The organism is Variovorax sp. Soil_C_39 (assembly GCF_057656815.1).
Window position 1 is genome coordinate 207,868 of the sequence record NZ_JBDGJQ010000006.1, and the last position, 24,291, is coordinate 232,158.

23 protein-coding genes are annotated in these 24,291 nt (G+C 69.5%); 11 read left to right on the forward strand and 12 right to left on the reverse strand.

All coding sequences use genetic code 11. The annotated features are described in order from the left end of the window. The first annotated feature begins 81 nt into the window (after positions 1–81). A complete protein-coding gene (locus AC3A6J_RS17675) occupies positions 82–543 on the forward strand; it encodes a MerR family DNA-binding protein (protein WP_487861275.1) in 462 nt (153 codons plus the stop codon). Here the strand turns inward: AC3A6J_RS17675 and AC3A6J_RS17680 are convergent. Beyond that, positions 515–1,657 carry an ABC transporter substrate-binding protein gene (locus tag AC3A6J_RS17680; RefSeq protein WP_487861276.1) on the reverse strand — a complete coding sequence of 381 codons (1,143 nt, stop codon included), beginning with the start codon at positions 1,655–1,657 and terminating at the stop codon, positions 515–517. The two genes, AC3A6J_RS17675 and AC3A6J_RS17680, sit on opposite strands and share 29 nt — an antisense overlap. Positions 1,658–1,729: 72 nt before the next feature. Next, positions 1,730–3,229 (reverse strand): MFS transporter, encoded by a 1,500-nt coding sequence (locus AC3A6J_RS17685; protein ID WP_487861277.1) that lies wholly within the window; start codon positions 3,227–3,229, stop codon positions 1,730–1,732. A gap of 139 nt (positions 3,230–3,368) precedes the next feature. Between AC3A6J_RS17685 and AC3A6J_RS17690 the strand changes: the two genes are divergently transcribed. Continuing rightward, complete coding sequence (locus AC3A6J_RS17690; protein ID WP_487861278.1) at positions 3,369–4,697, forward strand: zinc-binding metallopeptidase family protein; 1,329 nt, start codon at positions 3,369–3,371, stop codon at positions 4,695–4,697. Here the strand turns inward: AC3A6J_RS17690 and AC3A6J_RS17695 are convergent. From AC3A6J_RS17695 to AC3A6J_RS17705, 3 genes are read right to left on the reverse strand one after another with little or no spacing between them, the layout of a single operon-like run. After that, positions 4,688–4,924: a cysteine-rich CWC family protein gene (locus tag AC3A6J_RS17695; protein ID WP_487861279.1), complete on the reverse strand. Its 237-nt coding sequence runs from the start codon at positions 4,922–4,924 to the stop codon at positions 4,688–4,690. The genes AC3A6J_RS17690 and AC3A6J_RS17695 overlap by 10 nt on opposite strands. Beyond that, the gene (locus AC3A6J_RS17700) at positions 4,924–6,180 is read right to left on the reverse strand and encodes a 6-phosphofructokinase (protein ID WP_487861280.1); all 1,257 of its coding nucleotides are present in this window, start codon (positions 6,178–6,180) and stop codon (positions 4,924–4,926) included. Before AC3A6J_RS17700 ends, AC3A6J_RS17695 begins: the two co-directional genes overlap by 1 nt. 50 nt (positions 6,181–6,230) lie before the next feature. Continuing rightward, the gene (locus tag AC3A6J_RS17705; protein WP_487861281.1) at positions 6,231–6,545 is read right to left on the reverse strand and encodes a DUF2917 domain-containing protein; all 315 of its coding nucleotides are present in this window, start codon (positions 6,543–6,545) and stop codon (positions 6,231–6,233) included. Positions 6,546–6,627: 82 nt separating this feature from the next. Between AC3A6J_RS17705 and AC3A6J_RS17710 the strand changes: the two genes are divergently transcribed. Next, positions 6,628–7,566, forward strand: a complete 939-nt coding sequence (locus tag AC3A6J_RS17710; RefSeq protein WP_487861282.1) for a LysR substrate-binding domain-containing protein — start codon at positions 6,628–6,630, stop codon at positions 7,564–7,566. A 28-nt stretch (positions 7,567–7,594) separates the two neighbouring features. On the opposite strand, the gene AC3A6J_RS17715 is transcribed toward AC3A6J_RS17710, so the two are convergent. Then, positions 7,595–8,107 carry a fasciclin domain-containing protein gene (locus AC3A6J_RS17715; protein WP_487861386.1) on the reverse strand — a complete coding sequence of 171 codons (513 nt, stop codon included), beginning with the start codon at positions 8,105–8,107 and terminating at the stop codon, positions 7,595–7,597. A gap of 191 nt (positions 8,108–8,298) precedes the next feature. Beyond that, positions 8,299–9,195, reverse strand: coding sequence for a LysR family transcriptional regulator (locus AC3A6J_RS17720; protein ID WP_487861283.1), 897 nt, complete (start codon positions 9,193–9,195; stop codon positions 8,299–8,301). A gap of 129 nt (positions 9,196–9,324) precedes the next feature. On the opposite strand from AC3A6J_RS17720, the gene AC3A6J_RS17725 reads away from it, so the two are divergent. From AC3A6J_RS17725 to AC3A6J_RS17745, 5 genes are all read left to right on the forward strand, one after another. Continuing rightward, positions 9,325–10,335 carry a hydroxyacid dehydrogenase gene (locus AC3A6J_RS17725; RefSeq protein WP_487861284.1) on the forward strand — a complete coding sequence of 337 codons (1,011 nt, stop codon included), beginning with the start codon at positions 9,325–9,327 and terminating at the stop codon, positions 10,333–10,335. A gap of 63 nt (positions 10,336–10,398) precedes the next feature. Further along, positions 10,399–11,382 carry a Bug family tripartite tricarboxylate transporter substrate binding protein gene (locus AC3A6J_RS17730; RefSeq protein WP_487861285.1) on the forward strand — a complete coding sequence of 328 codons (984 nt, stop codon included), beginning with the start codon at positions 10,399–10,401 and terminating at the stop codon, positions 11,380–11,382. 19 nt (positions 11,383–11,401) lie between these two features. Further along, a complete protein-coding gene (locus AC3A6J_RS17735; RefSeq protein ID WP_487861286.1) occupies positions 11,402–11,857 on the forward strand; it encodes a tripartite tricarboxylate transporter TctB family protein in 456 nt (151 codons plus the stop codon). Positions 11,858–11,859: 2 nt separating this feature from the next. After that, positions 11,860–13,374, forward strand: a complete 1,515-nt coding sequence (locus AC3A6J_RS17740) for a tripartite tricarboxylate transporter permease (RefSeq protein ID WP_487861287.1) — start codon at positions 11,860–11,862, stop codon at positions 13,372–13,374. A 57-nt stretch (positions 13,375–13,431) separates the two neighbouring features. Continuing rightward, on the forward strand, positions 13,432–14,115 hold the full coding sequence (locus AC3A6J_RS17745) for an RraA family protein (protein WP_487861288.1): 684 nt from the start codon (positions 13,432–13,434) through the stop codon (positions 14,113–14,115). A 30-nt stretch (positions 14,116–14,145) separates the two neighbouring features. On the opposite strand, the gene AC3A6J_RS17750 is transcribed toward AC3A6J_RS17745, so the two are convergent. Both AC3A6J_RS17750 and AC3A6J_RS17755 read right to left on the reverse strand, forming a co-directional pair. Then, positions 14,146–15,132, reverse strand: a complete 987-nt coding sequence (locus AC3A6J_RS17750) for a tripartite tricarboxylate transporter substrate binding protein (RefSeq protein WP_487861289.1) — start codon at positions 15,130–15,132, stop codon at positions 14,146–14,148. Between the two features lie 61 nt (positions 15,133–15,193). Further along, on the reverse strand, positions 15,194–16,516 hold the full coding sequence (locus AC3A6J_RS17755) for an arylsulfatase (protein WP_487861290.1): 1,323 nt from the start codon (positions 16,514–16,516) through the stop codon (positions 15,194–15,196). A 131-nt stretch (positions 16,517–16,647) separates the two neighbouring features. On the opposite strand from AC3A6J_RS17755, the gene AC3A6J_RS17760 reads away from it, so the two are divergent. Next, complete coding sequence (locus AC3A6J_RS17760) at positions 16,648–17,556, forward strand: LysR family transcriptional regulator (protein ID WP_487861291.1); 909 nt, start codon at positions 16,648–16,650, stop codon at positions 17,554–17,556. A gap of 27 nt (positions 17,557–17,583) precedes the next feature. Here AC3A6J_RS17760 and AC3A6J_RS17765 read toward each other — a convergent pair whose 3' ends face one another. The 3 genes from AC3A6J_RS17765 to AC3A6J_RS17775 all read right to left on the reverse strand — a co-directional run bounded on the left by AC3A6J_RS17765 (position 17,584) and on the right by AC3A6J_RS17775 (position 22,010). Next, entirely contained in the window at positions 17,584–18,813 is a 1,230-nt protein-coding gene (locus AC3A6J_RS17765; RefSeq protein WP_487861292.1) for an MFS transporter, read from the reverse strand. 101 nt (positions 18,814–18,914) lie between these two features. After that, complete coding sequence (locus AC3A6J_RS17770; RefSeq protein ID WP_487861293.1) at positions 18,915–21,092, reverse strand: malate synthase G; 2,178 nt, start codon at positions 21,090–21,092, stop codon at positions 18,915–18,917. A gap of 174 nt (positions 21,093–21,266) precedes the next feature. After that, positions 21,267–22,010, reverse strand: a complete 744-nt coding sequence (locus AC3A6J_RS17775) for an IclR family transcriptional regulator (protein ID WP_487861294.1) — start codon at positions 22,008–22,010, stop codon at positions 21,267–21,269. 134 nt (positions 22,011–22,144) lie between these two features. On the opposite strand from AC3A6J_RS17775, the gene AC3A6J_RS17780 reads away from it, so the two are divergent. Both AC3A6J_RS17780 and AC3A6J_RS17785 read left to right on the forward strand, forming a co-directional pair. Continuing rightward, positions 22,145–23,080 (forward strand): hydroxymethylglutaryl-CoA lyase, encoded by a 936-nt coding sequence (locus AC3A6J_RS17780; protein WP_487861295.1) that lies wholly within the window; start codon positions 22,145–22,147, stop codon positions 23,078–23,080. Then, on the forward strand, positions 23,077–24,270 hold the full coding sequence (locus AC3A6J_RS17785) for a CaiB/BaiF CoA transferase family protein (RefSeq protein ID WP_487861296.1): 1,194 nt from the start codon (positions 23,077–23,079) through the stop codon (positions 24,268–24,270). The genes AC3A6J_RS17780 and AC3A6J_RS17785 overlap by 4 nt, the downstream gene beginning before the upstream one ends. Positions 24,271–24,291 lie beyond the last annotated feature (21 nt).

Below are 24,291 nucleotides of genomic sequence, written 5' to 3' on the forward strand. Positions count from 1 at the left end.
GCACGAAGCAATGTCCCTTCTGTTGACCTTCCGATGGTGTGAAGCCCAAGACTGCGGTCATCCGTTTGAAAGGAGTTCTGCATGGACCACCCATTGGCGCATGGCGCCGCCACCACAGGCCTGACACGCGCGCAGCTCGCCGCGCGCTCGGGCGCGTCGGACCGCCTGATGCGCGACTGCGAAGCGCTGGGGCTGCTCGACGAGGCGGCGCGCGCGGTTCCGCTGCTGCGTTTCGTGCGCAGGGCGCAGGCGCTCGGCTTCGAGACCCCCGATGTCGTGGAATTGCTCGCGCTCTGGCGCGACGAGCGCCGCGCGAGCGTCGATGTGAAGCGCGTTGCCCTCGCGCGCGCAGAGGCCCTGGGCGAGCGCATCGAGGAGCTCGCGCAGATGAAGCGCTTGCTCGAGCGGTTGGCCCATTGCTGCGGCGGCGACCGGCGCCCGGACTGCCCGATCCTCGACGAACTCGCGGAGCTCAAGGGCTTTGCCGGTTGCGCCGCGGCTACGGCGCTGGCCTTCAGCGCAGAAAGCGGCCCTCCTTCGTGACCCGCACCATTTCGATGAAGCGCGAACCGGTGTTGCTCGCCCCCGTGAAGTCGATCTCCATGCCCGCGATGCGCAGCTTCATCGCTTTCAGCGCGGCATGCAGCCTGGCGCGCGTGAGGTCGCGGCCGGCGCGCCGCAGCGCCTCGATCGCCACCAGCGCGTTGACGTAGCCTTCGTAGCTCAGGTAGCCGACGTCGACCTTGGCGCGCTCGGCGAGCTGGCGGTAGTCGCGCGCCACCGTGTCGACCTCGCTCCACGGATAGGGCACCACCTGCGAGATCGCGAGCCCGCTGGCCTTGTTGCCGACCAGCCTGGCCGTCAGGTCGCCCGGAACGATCGACATGCCGTAGAACATCAGGCGTCCGCCCGCGTCCCAGGCGCTCTTCATCACCTCGCCGCCGATGGCGCCGCCCAGGTACATGATCACCGCCTGCGCCTTGCTCTCGGCCAGCGCCTTCCCCATGGCCGCGTTGGTCGAGCCGTCGCCCTTGACGGCCACCGCCGCCACCGGCTTGAGCTGATGCGTCGCCAAGGCCGCTTCCACCAGCCGCGCGACCTCGGCCCCGCCGGGGTTGTCGAGGCAGGCCGAGGCGATGCGCGTCACGCCGATGGTGGTCAGGTGCTGCACCAGCGCCTGCGCCTCGCGCGCGAAGGTGGCGCGCACGAAGTAGCCCGAACCGGACACCTTCTCGCGCGCCGAATCGGACACCGCATAGCCCGCGATCATCGGCGCGCCGCTTTGCGACAGCACGCGCGCGGCCGCGGCCGTGGTGCCCGAGCCGACGCAGCCGAAGAAGGCGAAGGCGCGGTGCTCCGAAAGCAGCTTTTCGTAGTTGGCGACCGCCTTCTCGGGCGAGAGCTCGTCGTCGAGCGACACCAGTCGCAACTTGCGCCCTGCGATGCCGCCCTGCGCATTGGCCGCGTCGAAGGCCAGGCCTGCACCGGCCATCACCACCTTGATCGGCGCGCCCAGCGGGCCGCTGAGGATGCCGGTGTGGCCGAGCACGATCTCTGAGTCGGTGACGCCATCGGCTGCCCACGCGCTGCCGACGCGGCCGAACCCGGCCACGGCCGCTGCGGCCGACGCGGCGGCAATGAAACTTCTGCGATGCATGGAACCCCGTCTTCGAATTTGATACAACTGATAACAATTGAAATCGAAATCCGGTCTGATGACGGCCGGGGTTTACCCGCTCTTGCGCGCGTCGCTTGCGGCGCCCTCACGCAGTTGCCAGGCCGCGCAAATGGCCAGCGCGCACAGCCCGGCCAGCATCGCGAACACCTCGTCGAAGGCCGCGAGCCGCGCCGCGCTGGTGGCGGTATTGGCGAGCGAATCGCCATGCGCGGCGAGCCGCCACTCGAGCACGATGGCGCACAGACTCACGCCGGCCGCGCCGCCCAGCATGCGCAGGAAGTTGATCGCGCTCGCGCCTTGCGGGATCAGCGGCTTCGCGAGCGGGCGCATCGAGCCGAGGTTGAGCGACGGCAGGATGAAGCCGAGCCCGATGCGCCCGATGATCGCGAAGATCACCAGCAGCCACAGCGCGCTGTCGAGCCGCAGCACCAGCATCAGCGCGAACGAGGCCGCCAGCAGCGCCAGGCCCACGCTCACGAGCAGCCAGGTCGGTTGCCGGTCGGCCAGCCGGCCCACGCCGGCGATGGTCAGCGCCAGCACGAAGCCCGCGGGCAGCAGGATGGCGCCCACGTGCGAGGCCGACAGCTGCAGCCCGACCTGCATGTACACCGGCAGCAGGTAGGTCGAGCCGAACAGCGCGGTGCCATAGATGAAGGCGACCACGCTGCCCATGGCGAACTGGCGGTAGCGGAACAGTTCGAGGTTCATCAGCGGCGTGCCGCCCGAGGCGGCGAACCGGCGCTGCCACCAGACGAAGGCCGCGAACGAAGCAGCCGCGCCCGCGAGCAGCAGCAAGGCCTGCAGCGGCGAGTCGCCGCGCAGTTCGACCAGGCCGTTGAGCAGGCACAGCGTGCCCAGCGTGCCGAGCGTCAGCCCGCGCCAGTCGAGCCCGCTGCCGCGCGTGGCGGCCACCCCGCCGGGCCCGGTGGTGGGCACGAACTTGTAGGCCAGCCAGAGCGAGGCCAGGCAGAACGGCACCACCATGAAGAAGATCGAGCGCCAGCCGAACAGGTCGACCAGCACGCCGCCGATGCTCGGGCCGATGGCCGGTGCGAGCACCACGCCCATGCCGAAGATGCCGCTGGCGCGGCCCTGCTCGTGGGGCTCGAAGGCGCGCAGGATGATGATCGCCGGGATCGGTTGCACCACGCCGGCCGCCAGTCCCTCGGCCACGCGCGCGAGCAGCACCAGCGAGAAGTCGTTCGCCACGCCGCCTGCGATGCCGCCCGCGAGCAGCAGCACCATCGTGCCCGCGTAGGTGCGCCGGTAGCCGTAGCGCGCGAGCAGCCAGGGCGTGGTCAGCATCGACACGGTCATCGCCACCATGAAACCCGAGCTCACCCATTGCGCGCGCTCCTGGCCCAGCGCGAAATGGTGGCTCATGCCGGGGATCGCCACGTTGACGATGGTCGACGACATGATCGATGCCATCACGCCGACCATCACCGTCAGCAGCAGGTACCAGCGGTAGCGCGGGCCGTAGCGCTCGCGCAGCGTGCCGAGGGAGGGTGGGGCGGTGGTTTGTTGTTCTGGCGTGGGCGGCGTGGTCATGGGCGCTGGCAGCGCGGCGTGTGCCGCCGGTGCGGGTCCGTCGTCCTACAAGCATATCGGTCTTTGCATGGCCGGCCTGACGCCTGCGCGCCGCACAATGCATTGGCCGTCGTGGCGCGCACCCTCAGATCGATTCCCCATGGACCTTCACGCCGACATTCCCGCCGACGCCTCCGCGCCTGCGGCGGCACCGCCGAGCCTGGCCTCCGAGCTGGCCGCGCCGACGGTCAGCCGCGCCTACCGCTGTCAATGCGGCCGGCCCGTGTTCCTGCGCAACAGCCAGTGCCTGGCCTGCCACACGCCGCTCGGCTACGTGACCGACCGGCTCGGCGTGATGCCGTTGGCGCTGGTCGACCCTGGTCCGACGGCCGATGGGGCGGGCGAGGGCGGCGAAGCGCCGGCGCCCGACACCTTCACCGTGTTCGGCGACCCCGACGGCAGGACCTACCGCCGCTGCGCCAACTTTCTGACGCCTGCGAGCTGCAACTGGATGGTGCCGTTGCTGCGCGAGGGCGAAGAGGCCGGCGCCGATGCCGACGGCCTCGCGCCGGGCTACTGCCTCTCGTGCAGCGTCACGCGCACCATCCCCGACCTGACCATCGAGGCCAACGCCGAACGCTGGCGCCGGCTCGAGCATGCCAAGCGCCGGCTCATCTCGCAGTTGCTGGCGCTCGGGCTGCCGGTGGTGAGCCGCCATGCCGACCCCGCGCACGGCCTGGTGTTCGACTTTCTCGGCGACGTGCCGGGCGGCCCGCGCGTGATGACCGGCCATGAGCACGGCGTCATCACGCTGAACGCCGAGGAGGCCGAGGACGCGGTGCGCGAGCGCATCCGCGCCGAGATGCGCGAGCCCTACCGCACGCTGCTGGGCCACTTTCGCCACGAGGTCGGCCACTACTACTGGGACCTGCTGGTGCAGCCCACGCCATGGCTCGAGCCGTTCCGCGCACTTTTCGGCGACGAGCGCGCCGACTACGCGGCCGCGCTGCAGCAGCACTACGAGCAAGGCCCGCCGCCCGACTGGCCCGACCGCTTCGTGAGCGGCTACGCGAGCATGCATCCGTGGGAGGACTGGGCCGAGACCTGGGCCCATTACCTGCACATGGCCGACACCACCGACACGGCGATGAGCTTCGGGATCGATGCGACCAACGTGGAGCTGGCGAGCGACCTGTTCACCATCGACGATCTCTGGCAGCCCCAGCATCCCGATGCCGAGCGTTTTCTCGAGTTCCTGAACGGATGGGTGCTGCTCACCAACGTGCTGAACGAGCTTTCGCGCAGCATGGGGCAGCCCGACGGCTATCCCTTCGTGCTGCCGCGCGTCGCGGTGGGCAAGCTCCAGTTCATCCACTGCGTGATCACCGAACAGCGCCAGCATGCGGCCGCGCCGGTGGCGCCGCAGGGCGTGCCCGCGCCCGATCCGGCACCCGAACCCGCGCCGCCGCCGGAGCCGGTTCAGTCCTGAGCCGGCGCTGCGGCCGGCAGGCCCGCGGCGCAGCGCGCGCAGAGGCATGCCTTGCCGCGCAGTTCCGGCGGCAGCCGCGAAAGCGGCGCAAGGGAAAAGTCGGCCGCCATGCACCAGCAGGGCGGCTGCGCCTCGCCCGTTTCGCGCGCCGCTTCCATGGCGCAGCCGTTGCGCGTGCCGCACAGCGGGCAGCGCGTGGCGTCGATCGTGGCGGCCGTGGCGTGCATCAGGCGAGCTCGAAGGCCGCGAGCTTCTTCGGCACGGCCGCGTTCTGCAGCGTGGCGTACACCGGCAGGCCGTTGCGGTAGGCCGGGTAGTCCTCGCCCTCGATCAGCGGCAGCAGGTAGCGCCGGCATTTCTCGGTGATGCCGTAGCCATCGTCGGTGATGAAGTCGCGCGGCATCGGTTTTTCGACGTTCGCCACCTGCTCGAGCGGCGCGCTGCCGATGCGATAGGCATACGGCACATCGGACGTGCGCTCGATGGTGGGCATCACCGCGTTCTGCCCCTCGAGCGCGAGCTCGACCGCGCGCTGCCCGAGTTCGTAGGCCTGCCGCACGTCGGTCGCCGAGGCGATGTGCCGCGCGGCGCGCTGCAGGTAATCGGCCACGGCCCAGTGGAACTTGTGGCCCAGCGCGTCCTTCACCATTTGCGCCACCACCGGTGCCGCGCCGCCGAGCTGCGCATGGCCGAAAGCGTCGCGCGAACCCCGCTCGGCCAGGAAGCTGCCGTCGGGATGGTGGCAGCCTTCGGACACCACCACCGAGCAGTAGCCGTGCTGCTTCACCAGTTCGCCGACGCGCGCGAGAAAACGGGCCTGGTCGAACGCGATTTCGGGGAACAGCACCACCACCGGAATCCCGTGGTCCGCGGCCAGGCCGCCTGCCGCCGCGATCCAGCCCGCATGGCGGCCCATCACCTCGAGCACGAACACCTTGGTCGACGTGGCAGCCATCGAGCGCACGTCGAATGAGGCCTCGAGCGTGGACACGGCCACGTACTTGGCGACCGAGCCGAAGCCCGGGCAGCAGTCGGTCAGCGGCAGGTCGTTGTCGATGGTCTTGGGCACATGGATGGCCTGCAGCGGATAGCCGAGCGACTGCGAGAGCTGGCTCACCTTGAAGCAGGTGTCGGCCGAATCGCCGCCGCCGTTGTAGAAGAAATAGCCGATGCCGTGCGCCTTGAACACCTCGATGAGCCGCTCGTACTCGCGCCGGTTCTTCTCGAGCGACTTGAGCTTGTAGCGGCACGAGCCGAACGCGCCGGCCGGCGTGGTGCGAAGCGCCGCGATCGCCTCGGCCGGCTCGGCGCCGGTGTCGATCAGGTCTTCGGTCAGCGCGCCGATGATGCCGTTGCGCCCGGCGTAGACAGCGCCGATGCGCTCGGGGTGCTTGCGCGCGGTCTCGATCACGCCGCAGGCCGACGCGTTGATGACCGAGGTGACACCGCCGGACTGGGCGTAGAAGGCATTGAGGATGGGCATGCGGTCATTGTCCCGCACCCCTTTGGGCGGCGCCAGTGCCGCGGGCCAGGTCAAGCCGGGGACAACCCGAGCGCGGGCAGGCGCCAGCGCGACGGGCGGGGCGCCGGTGCGGCCAGCGGCATCGCTGCGGGCTGTGCATCGCGCACTGCGATGCACGACGCCTCGAGCGCCGACACCAGCATGCGGCGGTGCCCGGTGCCGACGAATCGCTCGCCGGGAGCGAGCACCACGTCGCGCGGATCGCGGTCGAGCGTGACCCATACCGATCCGCTGCGGCATTCAATGCCGACACCCGCGCCGTCGGGCACGGCGAAGACGGAATGGACCGGCAGGCTCAGGGCGAAGGAAGAAATCGGGGGGCGCATGGCAAGCTCCATTGCATTCGTGATGCGAATGAATATAGTGAGAACGCTTCCTTCTTACACGCGGTCATTCGGAACTCATTGCATGCATCCAGAGAATGTGAAGGCCGTCGCCACCGGTGCTGCCGGCGAGCTGCCCCCGCTCGAGCTGCTGCGCAGCTTCGAGGCCGCGGCCCGCCGGCTGAGCTTCACGCTCGCGGCGGGTGAGCTGCACCTCACGCAATCGGCCGTGAGCCGGCAGATCCAGCAGCTCGAAGCCAGCCTCGGCGTGCTGCTGTTCGAGCGCCGGCATCGCGCGCTGGCGCTCACCGAGGCCGGTGGCGTGCTGCAGCGCGCAGTGACCGACAGCCTGGAACGCCTGCGCGATGCCACCGCCCGCGTGCGCGCGGCGTCGGCGCCGCGGCAGGTGGCGATCACCACCACGCCCGGCTTTGCGTCGCTCTGGCTGATTCCGCGGCTCGCGCGGTTCACCGGCGCGCATCCGCAGGTCGACGTGCGGGTGTCGGCCACGCTCGACGTGCTCGACATGGAACGCAGCCGCATCGACGTCGCGGTGCGGCTGATGCCGATTGCGCGCGGCGTGGGGCCGGCGCTGTTCGAGGAAACGGTGGTGCCGATGTGCGCGCCCCAACTCGCGGCGTCGCTGCGCGCGCTGCCCGATCTGTCGAAGCTCACGCTGCTCACGGTCGACTATCCCGACCACGGCGAGGCGCCCACCGCTGACTGGGAGCCCTGGCTCAAGGTGATGGGCCTCGACGACCTGCGGATGAAGAGCACGCTGCGCTTCACGCAGTACGCCGATGCCGTCGCCGCGGCCGTGGCGGGGCAGGGCGTGGTCATCGGCCGGCTGCCGCTGCTGCGCGAACTGCTGCGCGAAGGCCGGCTCGTGACGCCGCTCGGCGAGGGCACGGCCTCGCAGCGCGGCTATTTCGTGCAGACCTCGCGCCGCGCCGCGGCCAACCGCGATGCACAGGACTTCGCGCAGTGGCTGCGCGACGAGGCCGACGCGGCGCAGCGCGGCTGAACGCGCAGCCACGCGCGCAATGGGGCGATCAGCCCGGCAGCAGCACCTTGTCGACGACGTGGATGACGCCGTTCGACTGGTAGACGTTGGCGATGGTCACGCTCGCGGCGCCGCCCTTCGCATCGGTCACGATCACCTTGCTGCCGCTCATGGTGGCGGTCAGCGTGCCGCCGCTCGCGGTCTTCAGCATCGCCTTGCCGCCGCCCGCCTTGATCGCGCTCGCGAGCGCCGCGCCGTCCATGCGGCCGGGCACCACGTGGTAGGTCAGCACCTTCGTCAGCGTGGGCTTGTTCTCGGGCTTGAGCAGCGTGTCGACCGTGCCGGCCGGCAGCGCGGCAAAGGCGCTGTTGGTGGGCGCGAAGACGGTGAACGGACCGGGGCTCTTGAGCGTGCCGACGAGGTCGGCTGCTTTCACTGCCGCGACCAGCGTCGTGTGGTCCTTCGAATTCACCGCGTTGTCGACGATGTCCTTGGTCGGGAACATCGCCGCGCCGCCGACCATCGGGTTGGGCGAGTTGGCATTGCTGCCGCTCATGCCCATGCCGCCTGCGCAAGCGCCGAGCAGTACCGACACGCCGACTGCGATCACGATCTTTTTCATGGAAGGCTCCTGGAGAGATTGGTTTGTAGAGAGACCCGTGCAAACCGCCACGGCGCGGAGGCGCAATGCGCTTGCCTCTTGTACGCACCGGTCGCGCCGCTGGATTCAGCGCATGAAGGCGCCGTGCTTCATCAAACCGCGGCGGGCGGCGACAGCTCGCCAAGGATCTGCCGGTACAGCGCCTGCGCCGCGGGCGTGAGCGTCTCGCCGCGCCGGCGCACCAGCGACAGCGGCCGGTCGATCACCGGGCCCACCAGCGGCACCTGCACCAGGGGCGGCCGCACCTCCGAGCCGAAGGACACGAGGATCGCGACGCCGAGTCCTTCGCTCGCGAGGCCGAGCGCGGTGGAGTAGTACTCGACCACGAAGCGCGTACGGATGTCGATGCCCGCCGTTGCGAGCTGCGCCTCCATGCGCTGGCGGTTGCCGCTGGTGCCGCCGAGCGTGATCAGGTCGAAGGCCGCGAGCTCGGCCCACGACACCTCGGCGCGCCCGGCCAGCGGATGGTCTTCGCGGCAGTAGGCCACGAACGGATCGCGGCAGACCGCCTCGTGGTGCAGCTCGGGCTGGTTCGGCAGGTGCACATGCAACCCGAACTCGGCATGGCGCTGGCGCACCGCTTCGAGCACGCGCGTGCTGTTGCGGTCCAGCACCTCGACCCGGTTGCCGGGATGCGCGAGCGCATAGCGGTGCAGCACGCGCGGCAGGCGGCCGAACATCAGCGACGGAACCGAGGCGATCACCACGTCGCCATCGGACAGGCGCGACATGTTGCGCAGTCGCTCGAAGCTGCGGTGCACGTCCTCGACCAGCTGCCGCGCCTCGGGCAAAAAATCGCGGCCCAGCGTGGTCAGGCTGACCGAGCGCGTGGTGCGGTCCAGGAGCCGCAGGCCCAGCTGCGACTCGAGCCGCTGGATGCGGCGCGTCAGCGCGGTCTGGGTGAGATGCATCTTCTGCGCGGCCTTGTTGAAGCTGCCCAGGTCCACGATCTCGATGAAGGCCTCCAGACCGTCGATGGGGTACTTCATGCCACTGCCTCTCTATTGATGACTGAAGATCATAGACATTTGCGATTCTTGCAGTTCCCAAATCAATACGATGGGCAGAGCATCGGGACTCGCCGCCATATCGGGGGCCCGATTTCAGGGAGACACGGATTGAACGAAGAAGACAAGCGCACCTACACCCGCGGCCGCCGTGTGCTGGTGACTCATGACCGCCTGGCCGGCTGCGCTGTCGAGATGCTGCAGGCCCATGACGTGGACGTGATCTTCTCGCCCGCCTATTCGCCGCCCGACCAGGTGGCGGCGCGGGTCGCCGAGTTCGAGGTCGACGCGCTGATCGTGCGGCAGGGCCGCGTGACGCAGGCGGTGATCGACGCGTCGCCGCGGCTGCGCGTGATCGCCAAGCACGGCGTGGGCGTGGACAACATCGACCTGCATGCCGCCGCAGCGCGCAACATCCCGGTGGTGCGCGGCATGGGCTCGAACTCGCAGGCGGTGGCCGAGCTGACGATCACGCTGGCGCTGGCGCTGCTCAAGGAGGTGCCGTGGCTCGACGCGGCGGTCAAGCGCGGCGAGTGGCCCAAGCCCACCTTCATCGGCCGCGACATCGGCGACACCGTGCTGGGGCTGGTCGGCTTCGGATCGATCGGCCAGCAGGCGGCGCGGATGGCGCGCGGCCTGGGCCTGCAGGTGCGCATCCACGATCCGCATGCCCGCGATGCGATCCGCGGCTTCGACGCCGCCTGTGAGCGTGAACTCGAAGACCTGCTGCGCGAGAGCGACATCGTCAGCCTGCACTGCCCGCTGACGCGCGAGACGCGTCACCTGCTCGACCGCACGCGCATCGCGCTGATGAAGCGCGGCGCCTGCGTCATCAACACCGCACGCGGCCCGCTGATCGACGAAGAGGCGCTGTGCGAGGCGCTGCACAGCGGCCAGCTCGGCGGCGCCGGGCTCGACAGCTTCGCCGAGGAGCCGCCGCCCGCGGGCAGCCCGCTGTGGTCGGCGCCGAACCTGATCGCCACGCCGCACATCGCTGGCGTGACGGCGGGCGCAAGCCGCGCCATGGCGCAAATGGCCGCACAGCAGGTGATCGACATCCTCGACGGCGGCGAACCCGATGCGCGCAACCTGGTGCGTGTGGCCGAGCTCGCCGCCGATTGAATGACAAAGCCGCGGGCGCACGCCGGCCCGCATCCAAAAAGACCACATCAAGGAGACAAAAGAATGAAGAACATCATCACCCATCGCGCCCTCGGCGCCATCGTCCTGGGGCTCGCCTTCGCCGGCGCCGGTGCGGCCCACGCCGACGCCTACCCGGACCAGCCGATCCGCATGATCGTGCCCTTCCCCCCGGGCGGTGGCACGGACACGGTCTCGCGCGTGATCGCCAACGAACTCAGCAAGCAGAACGGCTGGACCGTGGTGCCCGAGAACAAGGCCGGCAGCGGCGGCAGCCTGGGCCTGAGCCTCGCGGCCAAGGCCCGGCCCGACGGCTATTCGATCGTGATGGCGCAGAACGCCAACATGGTCATCAATCCGATCCTCGGCAAGGGCAACTACGACCCCGTGGCCGACTTCGCGCCGGTGGCGCTGGTTGCATCGGCGCCGCAGGTGATGGTGGTGCGCAAGGATTCGCCGATCGCCTCGGTGGCCGACCTGCTGGCGCAGGCCAAGGAACGCCCCGGCAAGGTGCGGCTCGCCACGCCGGGCGTGGGCACCAGCTCGCATCTCGCGGGCGAGCTGTTCCAGCAGCGCTCGGGCATCAAGCTGCTGCACGTTCCCTACAAGGGCACCGGCCAGGCGCTGCCAGAACTGCTCGGCGGGCGGGTCGACGTGTACATCTCTTCGGTGCCCTCGGCCATGTCCCACATCCAGGAAGGCACGCTGCGCCCGCTCGCCGTGTTCGCCAAAAAGCGCAGCGCAGACCTGGCCGATGTGCCGACGCTCGAGGAACTGGGCGTGAAGGATTCCGAGGCCGTCACATGGTGGGGCGTGGCGGCGCCGGCCGGCACGCCGCCAGCCGTGATCGAACTGCTCAACGCGCGCATCAACGCACTGCTGCAGCAGGAGCGTGTGCGGGCGCAGCTGAAGGCGGCGGGTGCCGAGGCGCTCGGCGGCACCGCCGAGGAGTTTGCCGCGCTCGTGAAGTCGGACGTGCCCAAGTGGACCGCGGTGGTCAAGGCCGCCAAGCTGCCGGTGGCGCCGTAACGGCGGTCCGGAGCACGGCATGAAGCTGCAACTCTTCGGCAACCGCGACGCGCTCGCGGGGCTGCTCTTCGTTTCGATCGGCGCCTTCGCGTTCTTCGCGGCACGCGACTACCCGGTCGGCACCCTCGGCGAGATGGGCCCGGGCTACTTCCCGCGCGCGCTCGGCGGCCTGCTGATGCTGATTGGCGGCACGGTGCTGCTGCGCGGGCTGCGCAGCCTCCAGCCGATGCAGGGGCGCTGGGACTGGGGCGCGCTCGCGCTGCTCACGGGGGCCATGCTGGCCTTCGGCGCGGGCATCGAGCGCATCGGGCTGGTGCCCGCGCTGGCACTGCTGGTGGGCATCGCTGCGTTTGCCGGCCGGGAATTCCGCCTGCTCGAGGTGCTGGTGCTCACGGTGGTGCTCAACCTCGGCGCGGTCGCGGTGTTCATCTGGGGGCTCCAGCTGCCCTACGCGCTCTTCGCGTGGAGGTTCTAGCCATGGAATTCATCGACCATCTCAGCCTGGGCTTCGGCGTCGCGATGACGCTGCAGAACCTGGGCTACTGCTTCATGGGTGTGCTGCTGGGCACGCTGATCGGCGTGCTGCCCGGCGTGGGACCCCTGGTCACCATCTCGATGCTGCTGCCGCTCACCTTCGGGCTGCCGCCCGTGTCGGCGCTGATCATGCTGGCGGGCATCTACTACGGCGCGCAGTACGGCGGCTCCACCGCCGCCATCCTGGTCAACCTGCCGGGCGAGACCTCTTCGGCGGTCACCTGCCTGGACGGCTACCAGATGGCGCGGCAGGGCCGTGCCGGCGCCGCGCTCGCCACCGCGGCGCTGGCCTCCTTCATCGCGGGTTGCATCGGCACGCTGCTGATCGCGCTGCTCGGCGTGCCGCTCGCGGGCTGGGCCATCGAGTTCGGTGCCGAGGACTACTTCTCGCTGATGCTGATGGGCCTGGTCTCTGCCACCGTGCTGTCGAGCGGCGACGCGCTCAAAGCCATTGCCATGGTGGTGGTGGGCCTGCTCGTCGGGCTGGTCGGCACCGACGTCAACTCGGGCATCGAGCGCTACACCTTCGACGTGCCGGAGCTGGCCGACGGCATCGGCTTCACCGTGCTGGCGGTCGGGCTCTTCGCCATTGCCGAGGTGCTGAAGAACCTGGCCGAGCCCGAGGAGCGCAGCGTGTTCAGCACGCCGCTGTCGGGCATGTGGCTGCGCGCCTCGGAGTTCAAGGCGATCATCGCGCCGTCGCTGCGGGGCACCGCACTCGGCGCGTTCTTCGGCGTGCTGCCCGGCACCGGCCCGACCATCTCCACCTTCGCCGCCTACATGGTCGAGAAGAAGCTCGCGCGCCATCCCGAGCGGCTGGGTCAGGGCGCGATCGAGGGCGTGGCCGCGCCCGAGGCGGCCAACAACGCCGCGGCCCAGACCGCCTTCATCCCCACCCTGACGCTCGGCATCCCGGGCAGCGCCACCATGGCGCTGATCCTCGGCGCGATGGTGATGAACGGCGTGCAGCCCGGCCCCACGGTGATGACCCGCAACCCCGAGCTGTTCTGGGGCGTGATCGCGAGCATGTTCATCGGCAACGCGCTGCTCGTGGCACTCAACCTGCCGCTGGTGGGCCTGTGGGTGCGGTTGCTGAGCGTGCCGTACCGCTGGCTGTTCCCGGCCATCGTGATGTTCTGCGCGCTTGGCAACTACACGGTCAACGGCAACGCGATGGACGTGTACCTGTGCGCGGGAGTGGGCGTGCTCGGCTACGTGTTCGCGCGCCTCGACTGCCCGCCGGCGCCGCTGGTGCTGGGCTATGTGCTCGGTCCAATGATGGAAGAGAACCTGCGCCGCGCGCTGCTGCTGTCGGCGGGCGATGCCTCGGTCTTCTTCACGCGGCCGATCAGCCTTGGCTTCCTGGTGGTGACGGCGCTGCTGCTGCTGGCGGCGCTGCTGCCGCGCCGGCGCCGCCGCGGTGCCGTGGCAGCCGTCGAGGCGGCCGCAGCGCCCTGAAGCGGTCGCTTCCGTTTTCTCCCTCTTTCCTGTTCCATCTTTCCTGGAGATTTCTCGATGATCGGATTCCGAATCCTGCAGCGCCAACGCACCGTGCGCGCCGACACCGTGGCCCGCTTTGGCGACCTGCCCGTGGCCAACGTGAGCGACGTGATGAACCGCATGACCGCCGGCGGCGCGCGCCTGCGTCCGCTGCACGGCGGCGGCGCCATGGCCGGAGCGGCCCTCACCGTGAAGACGCGGCCCGGCGACAACCTCATGATCCACAAGGCGCTCGACCTCGCGCAGCCCGGCGACGTGGTGGTGGTGGACGGTGGCGGCGACCTGAGCAACTCGCTGATCGGCGAACTGATGATCAGCCACGCCAAGGTGCGCGGCGTGGCCGGCATCGTGCTGTGGGGCGCGGTGCGCGACCTGGGTTGGATTCGCGCCCAGACGCTGCCGATCTTCGCCGCCGGCGTGAGCCACCGCGGCCCCTACAAGGACGGCCCCGGCGAGATCAACGTGCCGATCGCGATCGACGGCATGGTGATCGAGCCGGGCGACCTGCTGCTCGGCGACGACGACGGTGTGCTGTGCGTACCCTTCGACCAGGCCGACGCGGTCTTCAAGGCCGCCACGGCCAAGCACCAGCAGGAGCAGCAGAAGATGAGCGCGATCCTGGCGGGCAAGGACGACCGCAGCTGGATCGACGCGGCGCTCACGCGGCTGGGGTGCGAGGTCGCTACGCCTGCCGGCTGACCGCGCGCCGGCTTTCCCCTGGCGCGCGAATCAGTTCAGCGCGAGCTTCGATTTGCGCGCCAGTTCTTTCCACCTGCGCGTGTCGTTCGCCACGAAATCCTGCGTCTCCTTCGGGCCACCCTTGCCGGCCACCGAACCGCTCGCCATCAACACCGCCTTCAGGTCGACGGACGCCATGATCTCGTTGATCCACTGGCTCAGAAGCGCCACGCGGTCATCGGGCGTGCCGGCCGGCACGCCGACCACGTACCACTGCGTGGCGTCGTAGTTCTTCAGGCCCGCCTCCTGCATCGTGGGCACGTCGGGCAGGCTCTCGATGCGGTAGCGCGTGGTCACGGCATACGCCTTGAGCTTGCCGGACTGGATGTGCGGCAGCACGGGCGTCACGCCCAGCATGCCCAGCGGAATCTGCCCGCCCACCACGTCGGCCACCGCCTGGCCGCCGCCCTTGTAGGGCACGTGCGCCATGGCCGTGCCAGAGGTCACGTTGAACAGTTCGCCTGCGAGGTGCTGCGAACTGCCGGTGCCGGAGCTGGCGTAGCTCCACCGCGCGGGCTCCTTGCGCATCGCCTCGACGAGGTCGGCCACCGTGGCCTGTGCGGCCGACGCGGGCCCGACCAGCACCATGGGGCCTTGCGCCAGCGATGCCACGGCCATGAGCTCGTTGCCGAGCTCCGGGACGCGCTGGTTGAACAGGATCGGGCCAGGGATGGAGATCAGCGTGTAGCCGTCGGGCGCCGCCTTGACCAACGCCTGCAGCGCGATCGCACCCGACGCGCCGGGGCGGTTTTCCACCACCACCGGCAGGCCTGTCTTTTCGCTGAGCTTGCGTGCGGCAGTGCGCGTGAGCACGTCCAGGCTCCCGCCAGGCGAGAAGCCGACGAGCCAGCTGATCGGCTTCGCCGCGGGCCACGGCTTCTCGTCGTCGGCCGCGTGAGCGGCGACCCCGGCCAGCGCGCACAGGAGGAGGGCAGCGCGCACGACGCTGCGGCGGGCGAGGGAGGTGTCGAATGACATGGTGATGGTCCGGTGGATGAGGGGGTCGAAAGGGGCGGGCGAAAGCGAGCGGCCTTCGTCTTCAGTCGGGCGCGCCCGGCGGCGTATTGGGATGCGCCGCACAGCTCTGGTTGAACGCCTGGACCATGCGCATTACCGGGCCGAGGACCCAGGTGTTGTAGATCAGCACGTCGGTCTCTTCCTTGGGATCGCGCGTGATGTTGAAGAGATAAGGCGTCTCGAGCTTGCCCTTGCCTTCGTTGACCTGGGGCTCCCAGTAGAAGTGAAGCTTCCAGTCGCGCCACTTGACCGCGCGAAGGTCGCCCTTGATGTAGAACAGGAAGCCTTCGCGCGCCGACTTCGCCTGCCTGCCGAACAAGAAGCCCGACTGGTCGACGCCATCGATCGGGCGGTCCGCCGGAATGCGGCCGCCGGCCACGGCTGCCAGCGTCGTGAAGAGGTCGGTCACGTGGACCATCTCGTTGCTGACCCGGCCGGGCTCGATCTTGCCCGGCCAGCGCGCAATGAACGGCACGCGCAGCGAGCCTTCCATCGCGGTGTGGTACGTGCCGCTCCAGGGCCCGGCCGTGCCGCGGTAGGGCACGCGGAACTCGGGGCCGTTGTCGCTGCAGAAGACGAACAGCGTGTCCTCGGCGATGCCAAGCCGGTCGATCTCGTCGACCACCTGGCCGACGCGATGGTCCATCTCTACCATCGAGTCCGCAAAGTCGCCGGCCTGCGTGCGCCCTTCGAAGTCGCGGTGCGGCAGTGTCGGGAAATGCAGGTGCACCATCGGCAGGTAAAGGAAGAACGGCTTCTGCTGCGAATGGTTCGACTGGATGAATTCGAGCGAGCGCTCGACCAGTTCCTCATCGATGCGCCGCCGGCTTTCGAGGTCGTAGACCTTGACGTTGCGCGAGGGCTCGCCGGCGCGGCCCTCCATGATGTGGGGGATGTCGGCGACGCTGGGGTCGAACCCGATCGTCGACGTGAACTGGCTCTCGTCCGTGGTGCGCGGAATGCCGTACCACTCGTCGAACCCGCGGTCCGAAGGGAAGCGGCCTTCGATGTCGCCCAGATGCCATTTGCCGAAGTGCGCCGTGGCATAACCCGCCTGCGACAGCACCTGCGCCAGGGTGACCTCCCGCCGTGTCAGCCCCTGCGGCAGGCCTGGGGGCACCGACTGGAGGCACCCGGTGCGCGTCGGGTGCCGCCCGGACATCAGCGCGGAGCGCGTCGGGACGCAGTCGCTTTCGACGTTGAAGTTCTGCAACAGCAGGCCCTGGCGCGCGAGCGCGTCGATGCGCGGGGTGGGCGCGCCGCGCAGGCTGCCGCCGCCGTAGCAGCCGAGTTCGCCCCAGCCGAGGTTGTCGGCCACGATCAGCACGATGTTGGGTTGTTTCACGAGGGCCTGCGGATGTGTCTGTGGATGCACAAACTCTAGTCAGAACCCCGTCGAAACCCATTCCCGGGCATCTCCGAATCGATTCCGCGCTGGAATGAAAGTGCGCCTTTTGGCCTATGCTGGTGCCACCTATGGGATTTGCCTACACCGACCTCGTGTGCTTGCAGGCCGTGGTCGCGCATGGCCACATCGGCCGGGCCGCGACCGCGCTGCAACTGGGGCAGCCCGCGGTCTCCAAGATCATCCGGCGCGTCGAGGAGGCCGTGGGCACGCCGCTGTTCCAGCGCGGCGCGCACGGCGTGATCCTCACCAGCAGCGGCCAGCTGTTCCTCGAGTCGGCGCGGCAACTGGTGCTGCAACACGAAGAGACGCTGCGCGCCGCGCGCGACATCCAGGCGCAGCACGCAGGCTTGCTGCGCCTGGGCATGACGCTCGCCACATCCGAAAGCCGCGCGGCCAAGGCGGTCTCCGAATTGATCCGGAACCGTCCGGGGCTGCGTGTGCTGCTCGAGGTCGGAAAATCCGACGACCTGGAGCGCGCGCTGCTTCAGGGGCGGCTCGACCTGGCGGTGGTGCCTTCGTATCCGGGCCAGGTCACGACATGCACGCAGACGCCCATCGGCGGGGACGAACTGCAAGTGGCCGCGCGGCCGCGCCATCCGCTCTTCCTGCAGGCCAGCCGCCGGGGCACCGATCTGCAGCTCGAGGACCTGCAGCCCTATGGCTGGACGCTGCCGAGCCGCCACACCGCCGCGCGCCGGGTCGTCGACCAGGCCTTTGCCGATCGCGGTCTCGGCGCCCCGGTGGTGGTGCTCGAGATCGAGCACAACACCGATGCCGCGATGGACATCGTCGGCAGCGCCGACCTGTTGTGCTTCGTGCCCACGTACCTGCTGCAGCGGCGTCCGGAACAGCTGCAGGCGCTGCCGCTCGCGGACCTGCGCACGCGGCGCCAATGGATGCTGATCAGCCGTCCCAAGGCGACATGGTCGCCGCTGATGACCGCGCTGCGGGAACTGGTGGTCGGCCAGGCCGAATGAAACGGCAGCCGCTCGTTCGACGGCGGCTCAATTCGCGGCCGGCCGCCCCGGCGCCCGCGGCAGCAGGATGAACGCGGTGGTGCCTGCCGCGACCATGCCCGCGATCGTGAGGAACACGGCGCGGAACGGCTCCACCCCGCTGGCCGCGGCCCACGAGGCGGCCACGCCCGTGGTCCATTGCATCAGCGACACGCCGAGGAAGATCGCCATGTTCAGCAGCGCAAGCGCGCGTCCCGTCATGGCCGCGGGATAGGCTGCTCGCGTGTACGAGTACTGCAGCACTGAATAGCCCGACAGCAGGCCGTAGAGGATCGCCAGGCCGATGTCGAGCGACAGAGAGTGCGTCAGCGCCATCAGCGTGAAGATGGCGGCGGCCGTGAAGGCACAGCCCATGAGCCAGCGTCCCCGGCCCGCGCCGCCGGGGTCGAGGCGGCCGAAGATCGCGGGGCTGGCGATGCCGGCGATGGTCATCGCAACCGCGACGTTGCCGGCGTTGACCAGCGACAGCCCGTGCCGGTCGTGCAGCATCGGACCGAGCCACAGGCCGCGCAGCGTGATGAACGCGGCGTACGACACGCAGGCGAAGCACAGCAGGCCCAGCGTGTGCGGCATCGCGAACAGCGGCAGCAGCTCGCGCACCGCGCGGCCGAGCGATGGGCGTTGTTCCTGCGAAGCCGCCTGCGGCGGCTCGTGCACGCGCCAGAACACGAAGCCCCACGACAGCAGCGCGAAGCCGGCCAGCGCGGCATAGCCCGCGCGCCAGCTCGCCGCGTCGATCAACAGCGCGAGCGGCGTGCCGGTGAACAGGATGCCGAGCCCCGACATGCTCATCACGAGGCCCGACATCGCGGTGAAGCGCGCGGCCTCGAAATGGCGCGCGATGAACACCGTGCAGGCCAGGAACGCCGGCGCGCAGCCGACGCCGATCAGGGCCTGCCCGAGCAGCAGCGCATGGAAGCTCGGCGCCACCGCGCACAGCACCGCGCCCGCGACCGCGAGCGGAAAGGCGCTGAGCACGGTGCGCCGCACGCCGTAGATGTCGATCGCCACGCCCATCGCGAGCTGGGTCGCGCCGAACATGAAATGGAAGGTGCCGGCCCACAGGCCGATCTGCTGGGGCGAGAGGCCGAAGTGGCCGCCGAGCGGCGTGGCCATCATCGCGCCGACGGTGCGAAAGGCCTGGCTCAGCGCGAAGGCCGAGGCCAGCACGATCAGCATCGATGTGGCCGAGCGTGCGGGGGCCGTGGAGAGTGTCATGGGAAAGCGGGGAACCGGAGGCGAAAAGCGATCCGCATCCTAACGGCCAACAAAAAACGGCGCCCGAGGGCGCCGTGGTTCACAAGCCGGCGAAGAGGCGATCAGGCCCCAGCCTTGACCTTGAGGCGCCACGCATGCAGCAGCGGCTCGGTGTAGCCGCTCGGCTGCGCGATGCCCTTGAAGACCAGGTCCTGCGCCGCCTTGTACGCGGCCGAGGTGTCGAAATGGCCGGCCATCGGCTGGTACACCGGGTCGCCCGCGTTCTGCTGGTCGACCACCTTGGCCATGCGCTGGAAGGTCTCGTCGACCTGCGCCTTCGTGACCACGCCGTGCAGCAGCCAGTTGGCGATGTGCTGGCTCGAGATGCGCAGCGTGGCGCGGTCTTCCATCAGGCCCACGTCGTGGATGTCGGGCACCTTCGAGCAGCCCACGCCCTGGTCGATCCAGCGCACCACGTAGCCGAGGATGCCCTGCACGTTGTTGTCGAGCTCCTGCTGCTTCTCGGCATCGCTCCACTTGGCTTCGGCCGCGATCGGCACCTGCAGCAGCGCGTTGAGGATGTTGTCGCGCTCGGCATCGGCGTCGGTCTTCTCGAGCGCCTGCTGCACGGCCGCCACGTTCACCTGATGGTAGTGCAGCGCATGCAGCGTGGCGGCCGTGGGCGAGGGCACCCAGGCGGTGTTGGCGCCGGCCTTGGGGTGGCCGATCTTCTGCTCGAGCATGGCGGCCATCAGGTCGGGCATGGCCCACATGCCCTTGCCGATCTGCGCCTTGCCGCGCAGGCCGCACGCGAGGCCGACGAGCACGTTGTTCTTCTCGTAAGCGCCGATCCAGGCGCTGGCCTTCATATCGCCCTTGCGGATCATCGGGCCGCCCTGCATGGCGGTGTGCATCTCGTCGCCGGTGCGGTCGAGGAAGCCGGTGTTGATGAAGGCCACGCGCGCGGCGGCCTCGGCGATGCAGGCCTTGAGGTTCACGCTGGTGCGGCGCTCCTCGTCCATGATGCCGAGCTTCACCGTGTTGGCCGGCAGGCCGAGCAGCTGCTCGACGCGGCCGAAGAGTTCGCTCGCGAAGGCCACTTCGGCCGGGCCGTGCATCTTGGGCTTGACGATGTAGATGCTGCCGGCGCGCGAGTTGCCCTTGCGCTTCAGGTCGATCATCGCGATGGTGGTGGTGACCACCGCATCGAGGATGCCTTCGGGGATTTCCTTGCCGCCGTCGTACAGCACGGCCGGGTTGGTCATCAGGTGGCCCACGTTGCGCAGGAACATCAGCGAGCGGCCGTGCAGCTTCAGCGGCTTTCCGTTGGCGCCGGTGTATTCGCGGTCGGGGTTCAGGCCCCGCGTGAAGGTCTTGCCGCCCTTGGCCACCTGTTCGGTCAGCGTGCCGTCGACGATGCCGAGCCAGTTGGCATAGGCCGTCACCTTGTCGGCCGCATCGACCACGGCCACCGAGTCCTCGAGGTCGAGGATCGTCGAGAGCGCGGCTTCGAGCACCAGGTCGCTCACGCCGGCCGGATCGTTCTTGCCGATGGGCGTGGTGCGGTCGATGCGGATGTCGAGGTGAATGCCGTTGTGCTTGAGCAGCACCGACGACGGCGCCGTGGCGTCGCCCTGGTAGCCGATGAACTGCGACGGGTCGGCCAGCGCGGTGTTGCTGCTTTGCAGCGCGACCACGAGCTGGCCGTCCTTCACGCTGTAGCCGGTGGCGTTCTTGTGCGAGCCGTTGACGAGCGGCGCGGCCTGGTCGAGCACGTTGCGCGCGAACGCGATCACCTTGGCGCCGCGCACCGGGTTGTAGCCCTGGCCCTTGTCGGCGCCGTCGGTTTCGGGAATCGCGTCGGTGCCGTAGAGCGCGTCGTACAGCGAGCCCCAGCGCGCGTTCGCCGCGTTGAGCGCATAGCGCGCATTGAGGATCGGCACCACCAGCTGCGGACCGGCCTGCAGCGCGAGTTCGTCGTCGACGTTGGCGGTGGTGGCCTTCGTGCCCTTGGGCTGCGGCAGCAGGTAGCCGATCTTCTCGAGGAAGGCGCGGTACGCCGGCATGTCGGCGATCGGCCCCGGGTTCTTTTGGTGCCAGGTGTCGAGCTCGGCCTGCAGGCGGTCGCGCTCGGCGAGCAGCGCCAGGTTCTTCGGCGCGAGGTCGGCCACGATGGCGTCGAAGCCCTTCCAGAACACGTCGCTCGCCACGCCGCTGGCGGGCAGGACCTTGTCCTCGATGAAGCGGTGGAGCTCGGTCGCCACTTCGAGCCGGTGGGCGGTGGTACGGGCGAGGGTCATGTTCTTTTCTCCTTGGAAACGAGTGCGGTCGTTGCGGTGATACGTGGGGGGAACGGCGGACGCGGGCGCGTGGGGCCATCCATAACCTTCACTTTATTCGATACTGCTATGGAGAGTAATAGCTGAAAGTGGGATTTATCGATGACTTGAATGACGGTAATCGAGCGGTCTCACTCAGACCGTTCCGCCGAGCTCCCGCGCCGCCGCGCACACCGGCGCGATGTGGCGCGCGTCGTAGCGGTGGGCCGGCATCGTCAGCGTGAGCGCCGCGGCGAGGCGGCCGTCGGCATGGAACACCGGCGCCGAAATGCCCGCGAGCTCGGCCGTGCGGTCGCCCACGAGCGCGCAATAGCCCTGCGCGCGGACCGCTTCGCAGAGCGCGCGCTCGCTGCTGCCCAAGGGCGGCCATTCGGCCTCGGGGCCCCAGGCAATCAGCACGCGCGCACCCGCACCGCGGTCGTTCGGCAACAGGTCGCCGGCGCGCACGTGGTCGCGCACGAGTTGCGTCGAATCGACGCGGAACTGGCACAGCCGCACCCAGCCGTCGCCCTGCGGCTGCCGCACGTGGTACGCCGCGCTTTCGCCGGTGGCCGCCGCCAGCGTGCGCAGCACCGGCAGCACGGTGCGGTCGAGCGACTGCGCCGCGGCATACACGCCGTGCAGCCGCGCGATCTCGGGTCCGAGCGCGTAGCGGCCGTCGTCCTGCCGGCGCACCCAGCGCGCATGCTCGAGCGAGGCCAAGAGGCGCAGCGCCGTGCTTTTGTAGAGCTGCGTGCGTTCGGCGAACTGCGCGAGCGAAAGCGCTTCGTCCCCAGGCCCGAAAGCCGAGAGCAGGCTCAGCGCGCGGTCGACCGCGGCGGCACCGCCGGGTGCGGCGTGGCGGTCGGCCATCGATTCGGTCTGGGCTTTTCGCGGCATGGTGGACCTTCGGCTTGACAGTGAATCCGCTTCGGCGGTGTAATTCTGTTTGGCAGAATATAGTTCTGCAAGACAGAACGGTCAAGCCGACCGCCTGCTTCTCCGTGACTCCTCATTCCCCAGGAACCCAGCCGATGACATCCCCCGACGTCCTCATCAGCGAGGTCGGCCCGCGCGACGGCCTGCAATCGGTCGCGGCCACCATGCCCACGGCCGCCAAGCTGCGCTGGATTGACGCGCTGCATGCCGCGGGCCTGCGCGAGATCGAGGTCGCGTCCTTCGTGCCCGCGAAGCTGCTGCCGCAGATGGCCGATGCCGCCGAGGTGGTGCGCCATGCGGCCACCCTGCCAGGGTTGACGGTGATGGCGCTGGTGCCCAACCGCAAGGGCGCGCAGGCCGCGCTCGAAGCCGGCGTGCACAAGCTCACGATGCCGGTCTCCGCCAGCGTGGCGCATTCGCTCGCCAACGTGCGCAAGACGCCGGCCGAAATGGTCGACGAAGTACGCGCCATCGCCGAACTGCGCGACGCGATCGCGCCGCAGGTGAAGCTCGAGGCCGGCATTTCCACCGCCTTCGGCTGCACGCTGCAGGGCCTGGTGCCCGAGGACGACGTGATCCGGCTCGCGGCGCAGTGCATCGCGGCCGGCGCCCAGGAGGCCGGCCTGTCTGACACCGTGGGCTATGCCAACCCGGCCCAGGTGCGGCGCCTGTTCCGGCGGCTGCGCGCCGAACTCGGCGACCACGCGGGCGCGGCCCACATGCACAACACGCGCGGCCTCGGCATTGCCAACTGCCTGGCCGCGTGGGACGAGGGCGTGCGCACCTTCGACGCTTCGCTCGGCGGCCTCGGCGGCTGTCCCTATGCGCCCGGCGCCTCGGGCAATGCGGTCACCGAAGACCTCGTCTTCATGTTCGAGGCCATGGGCGTGCGCACCGGCATCGACATCGAGAAACTCATCGCGGCACGCGCGCCGCTCATGGCCGGCCTGCCCGGCGAACCGGTCTACGGCATGACGCCCGAGGCCGGCCTGCCCAAGGGCTTCGTCCCGCAAACCACCACCGCACAATGACTGACAGTTCGTTCCCCTTGCCCTACGCCGGCATCCGCGTCGTCGAGTTCACCCACATGGTGATGGGGCCGACCTGCGGGCTGCTGCTCGCGGACCTCGGTGCCGAGGTCATCAAGGTCGAGCCGCTCGAAGGCGACAGCACGCGGCGGCTGCTCGGCTCGGGCTCGGGCTTCTTTCCGGCCTTCAACCGCAACAAGAAGAGCATCGCGCTCGACCTGAAGTCGCCCGAAGGCGTCGAGGCTGCGCTGCGCCTCGTGGCCACCGCCGACATCGTGAGCGAGAACTTCAAGCCCGGCACGATGAAGAAGCTCGGGCTCGACTACGACAGCCTGAGCAAGCTCAACCCGCGCCTGATCTACGTGAGCCACAAGGGCTTTTTGCCCGGCCCCTACGAGCACCGGACCGCGCTCGACGAAGTGGTGCAGATGATGGGCGGGCTGGCCTACATGACCGGCCGCGCGGGCGATCCGCTGCGCGCCGGCACCAGCGTGAACGACATCATGGGCGGCATGTTCGGCGCCATCGGCGCGATGGCCGCGCTGCGCCAGCGCGAGCTCACCGGCAAGGGCTGCGAGGTGCAGGCTGCGCTGTTCGAGAACAACGTGTTCCTGGTGGCGCAGCACATGATGCAGTTCGCCGCCACGGGCAAGGCCGCCGATCCGATGCCCAGCCGCATCTCGGCCTGGGCCGTGTACGACGTTTTCACCGTGAAGGACGGCGAGCAGATCTTCCTGGCCGCGGTGAGCGACAAGCAATGGGCCATCTTCTGCAAGGCCTTCGGCCTTGCGGAGATGCTCGCCGACCCGCGCCTTGCCACCAACAACGACCGCGTGCGCGCGCGCGACTGGATGATGCCGATGCTGCGCTCGCACCTCGCGGGCTACAGCGCGGCCGAACTCAGCGCCGTGTTCGAGCGCAACGAGCTGCCCTTCGCGCCCATCACCAAGCCGCAGGACCTGTTCGACGATCCGCACCTGAACGCCACCGGCGGCCTCGCGCCGGTGCGCATGAACGACGGCCACATGGCCAAGGTGCCGCTGATGCCGTTCACGCTCGACGGCGCGCGGCCCGGCATCCGGCTGCAGCCGCCGGCCGTGGGCGAGCACACGGCCGAGCTGCTGCGCGAAGTGGGCTACGGCGAGGCCGAGATCGCGGCTTTCGAGGCACGGCGCGAAGACGGGGCAGCCTGAGTGCGCGAAAGTCCGGCGATA

Bases quoted from the DNA above. Each gene is read 5' to 3' on its own strand.
- AC3A6J_RS17740 (WP_487861287.1), top strand. From the start codon at position 11,860: ATGGAATTCATCGACCATCTCAGCCTGGGCTTCGGCGTCGCGATGACG.
- AC3A6J_RS17680 (WP_487861276.1), bottom strand. From the start codon at position 1,657: ATGCATCGCAGAAGTTTCATTGCCGCCGCGTCGGCCGCAGCGGCCGTG.
- AC3A6J_RS17720 (WP_487861283.1), bottom strand. From the start codon at position 9,195: ATGAAGTACCCCATCGACGGTCTGGAGGCCTTCATCGAGATCGTGGAC.
- AC3A6J_RS17765 (WP_487861292.1), bottom strand. From the start codon at position 18,813: ATGACACTCTCCACGGCCCCCGCACGCTCGGCCACATCGATGCTGATC.
- AC3A6J_RS17695 (WP_487861279.1), bottom strand. From the start codon at position 4,924: ATGCACGCCACGGCCGCCACGATCGACGCCACGCGCTGCCCGCTGTGC.
- AC3A6J_RS17685 (WP_487861277.1), bottom strand. From the start codon at position 3,229: ATGACCACGCCGCCCACGCCAGAACAACAAACCACCGCCCCACCCTCC.
- AC3A6J_RS17705 (WP_487861281.1), bottom strand. From the start codon at position 6,545: ATGCGCCCCCCGATTTCTTCCTTCGCCCTGAGCCTGCCGGTCCATTCC.
- AC3A6J_RS17730 (WP_487861285.1), top strand. From the start codon at position 10,399: ATGAAGAACATCATCACCCATCGCGCCCTCGGCGCCATCGTCCTGGGG.
- AC3A6J_RS17770 (WP_487861293.1), bottom strand. From the start codon at position 21,092: ATGACCCTCGCCCGTACCACCGCCCACCGGCTCGAAGTGGCGACCGAG.
- AC3A6J_RS17785 (WP_487861296.1), top strand. From the start codon at position 23,077: ATGACTGACAGTTCGTTCCCCTTGCCCTACGCCGGCATCCGCGTCGTC.
- AC3A6J_RS17745 (WP_487861288.1), top strand. From the start codon at position 13,432: ATGATCGGATTCCGAATCCTGCAGCGCCAACGCACCGTGCGCGCCGAC.
- AC3A6J_RS17750 (WP_487861289.1), bottom strand. From the start codon at position 15,132: ATGTCATTCGACACCTCCCTCGCCCGCCGCAGCGTCGTGCGCGCTGCC.
- AC3A6J_RS17675 (WP_487861275.1), top strand. From the start codon at position 82: ATGGACCACCCATTGGCGCATGGCGCCGCCACCACAGGCCTGACACGC.
- AC3A6J_RS17715 (WP_487861386.1), bottom strand. From the start codon at position 8,107: ATGGGCATGAGCGGCAGCAATGCCAACTCGCCCAACCCGATGGTCGGC.
- AC3A6J_RS17775 (WP_487861294.1), bottom strand. From the start codon at position 22,010: ATGCCGCGAAAAGCCCAGACCGAATCGATGGCCGACCGCCACGCCGCA.
- AC3A6J_RS17690 (WP_487861278.1), top strand. From the start codon at position 3,369: ATGGACCTTCACGCCGACATTCCCGCCGACGCCTCCGCGCCTGCGGCG.
- AC3A6J_RS17780 (WP_487861295.1), top strand. From the start codon at position 22,145: ATGACATCCCCCGACGTCCTCATCAGCGAGGTCGGCCCGCGCGACGGC.
- AC3A6J_RS17700 (WP_487861280.1), bottom strand. From the start codon at position 6,180: ATGCCCATCCTCAATGCCTTCTACGCCCAGTCCGGCGGTGTCACCTCG.
- AC3A6J_RS17710 (WP_487861282.1), top strand. From the start codon at position 6,628: ATGCATCCAGAGAATGTGAAGGCCGTCGCCACCGGTGCTGCCGGCGAG.
- AC3A6J_RS17735 (WP_487861286.1), top strand. From the start codon at position 11,402: ATGAAGCTGCAACTCTTCGGCAACCGCGACGCGCTCGCGGGGCTGCTC.
- AC3A6J_RS17760 (WP_487861291.1), top strand. From the start codon at position 16,648: ATGGGATTTGCCTACACCGACCTCGTGTGCTTGCAGGCCGTGGTCGCG.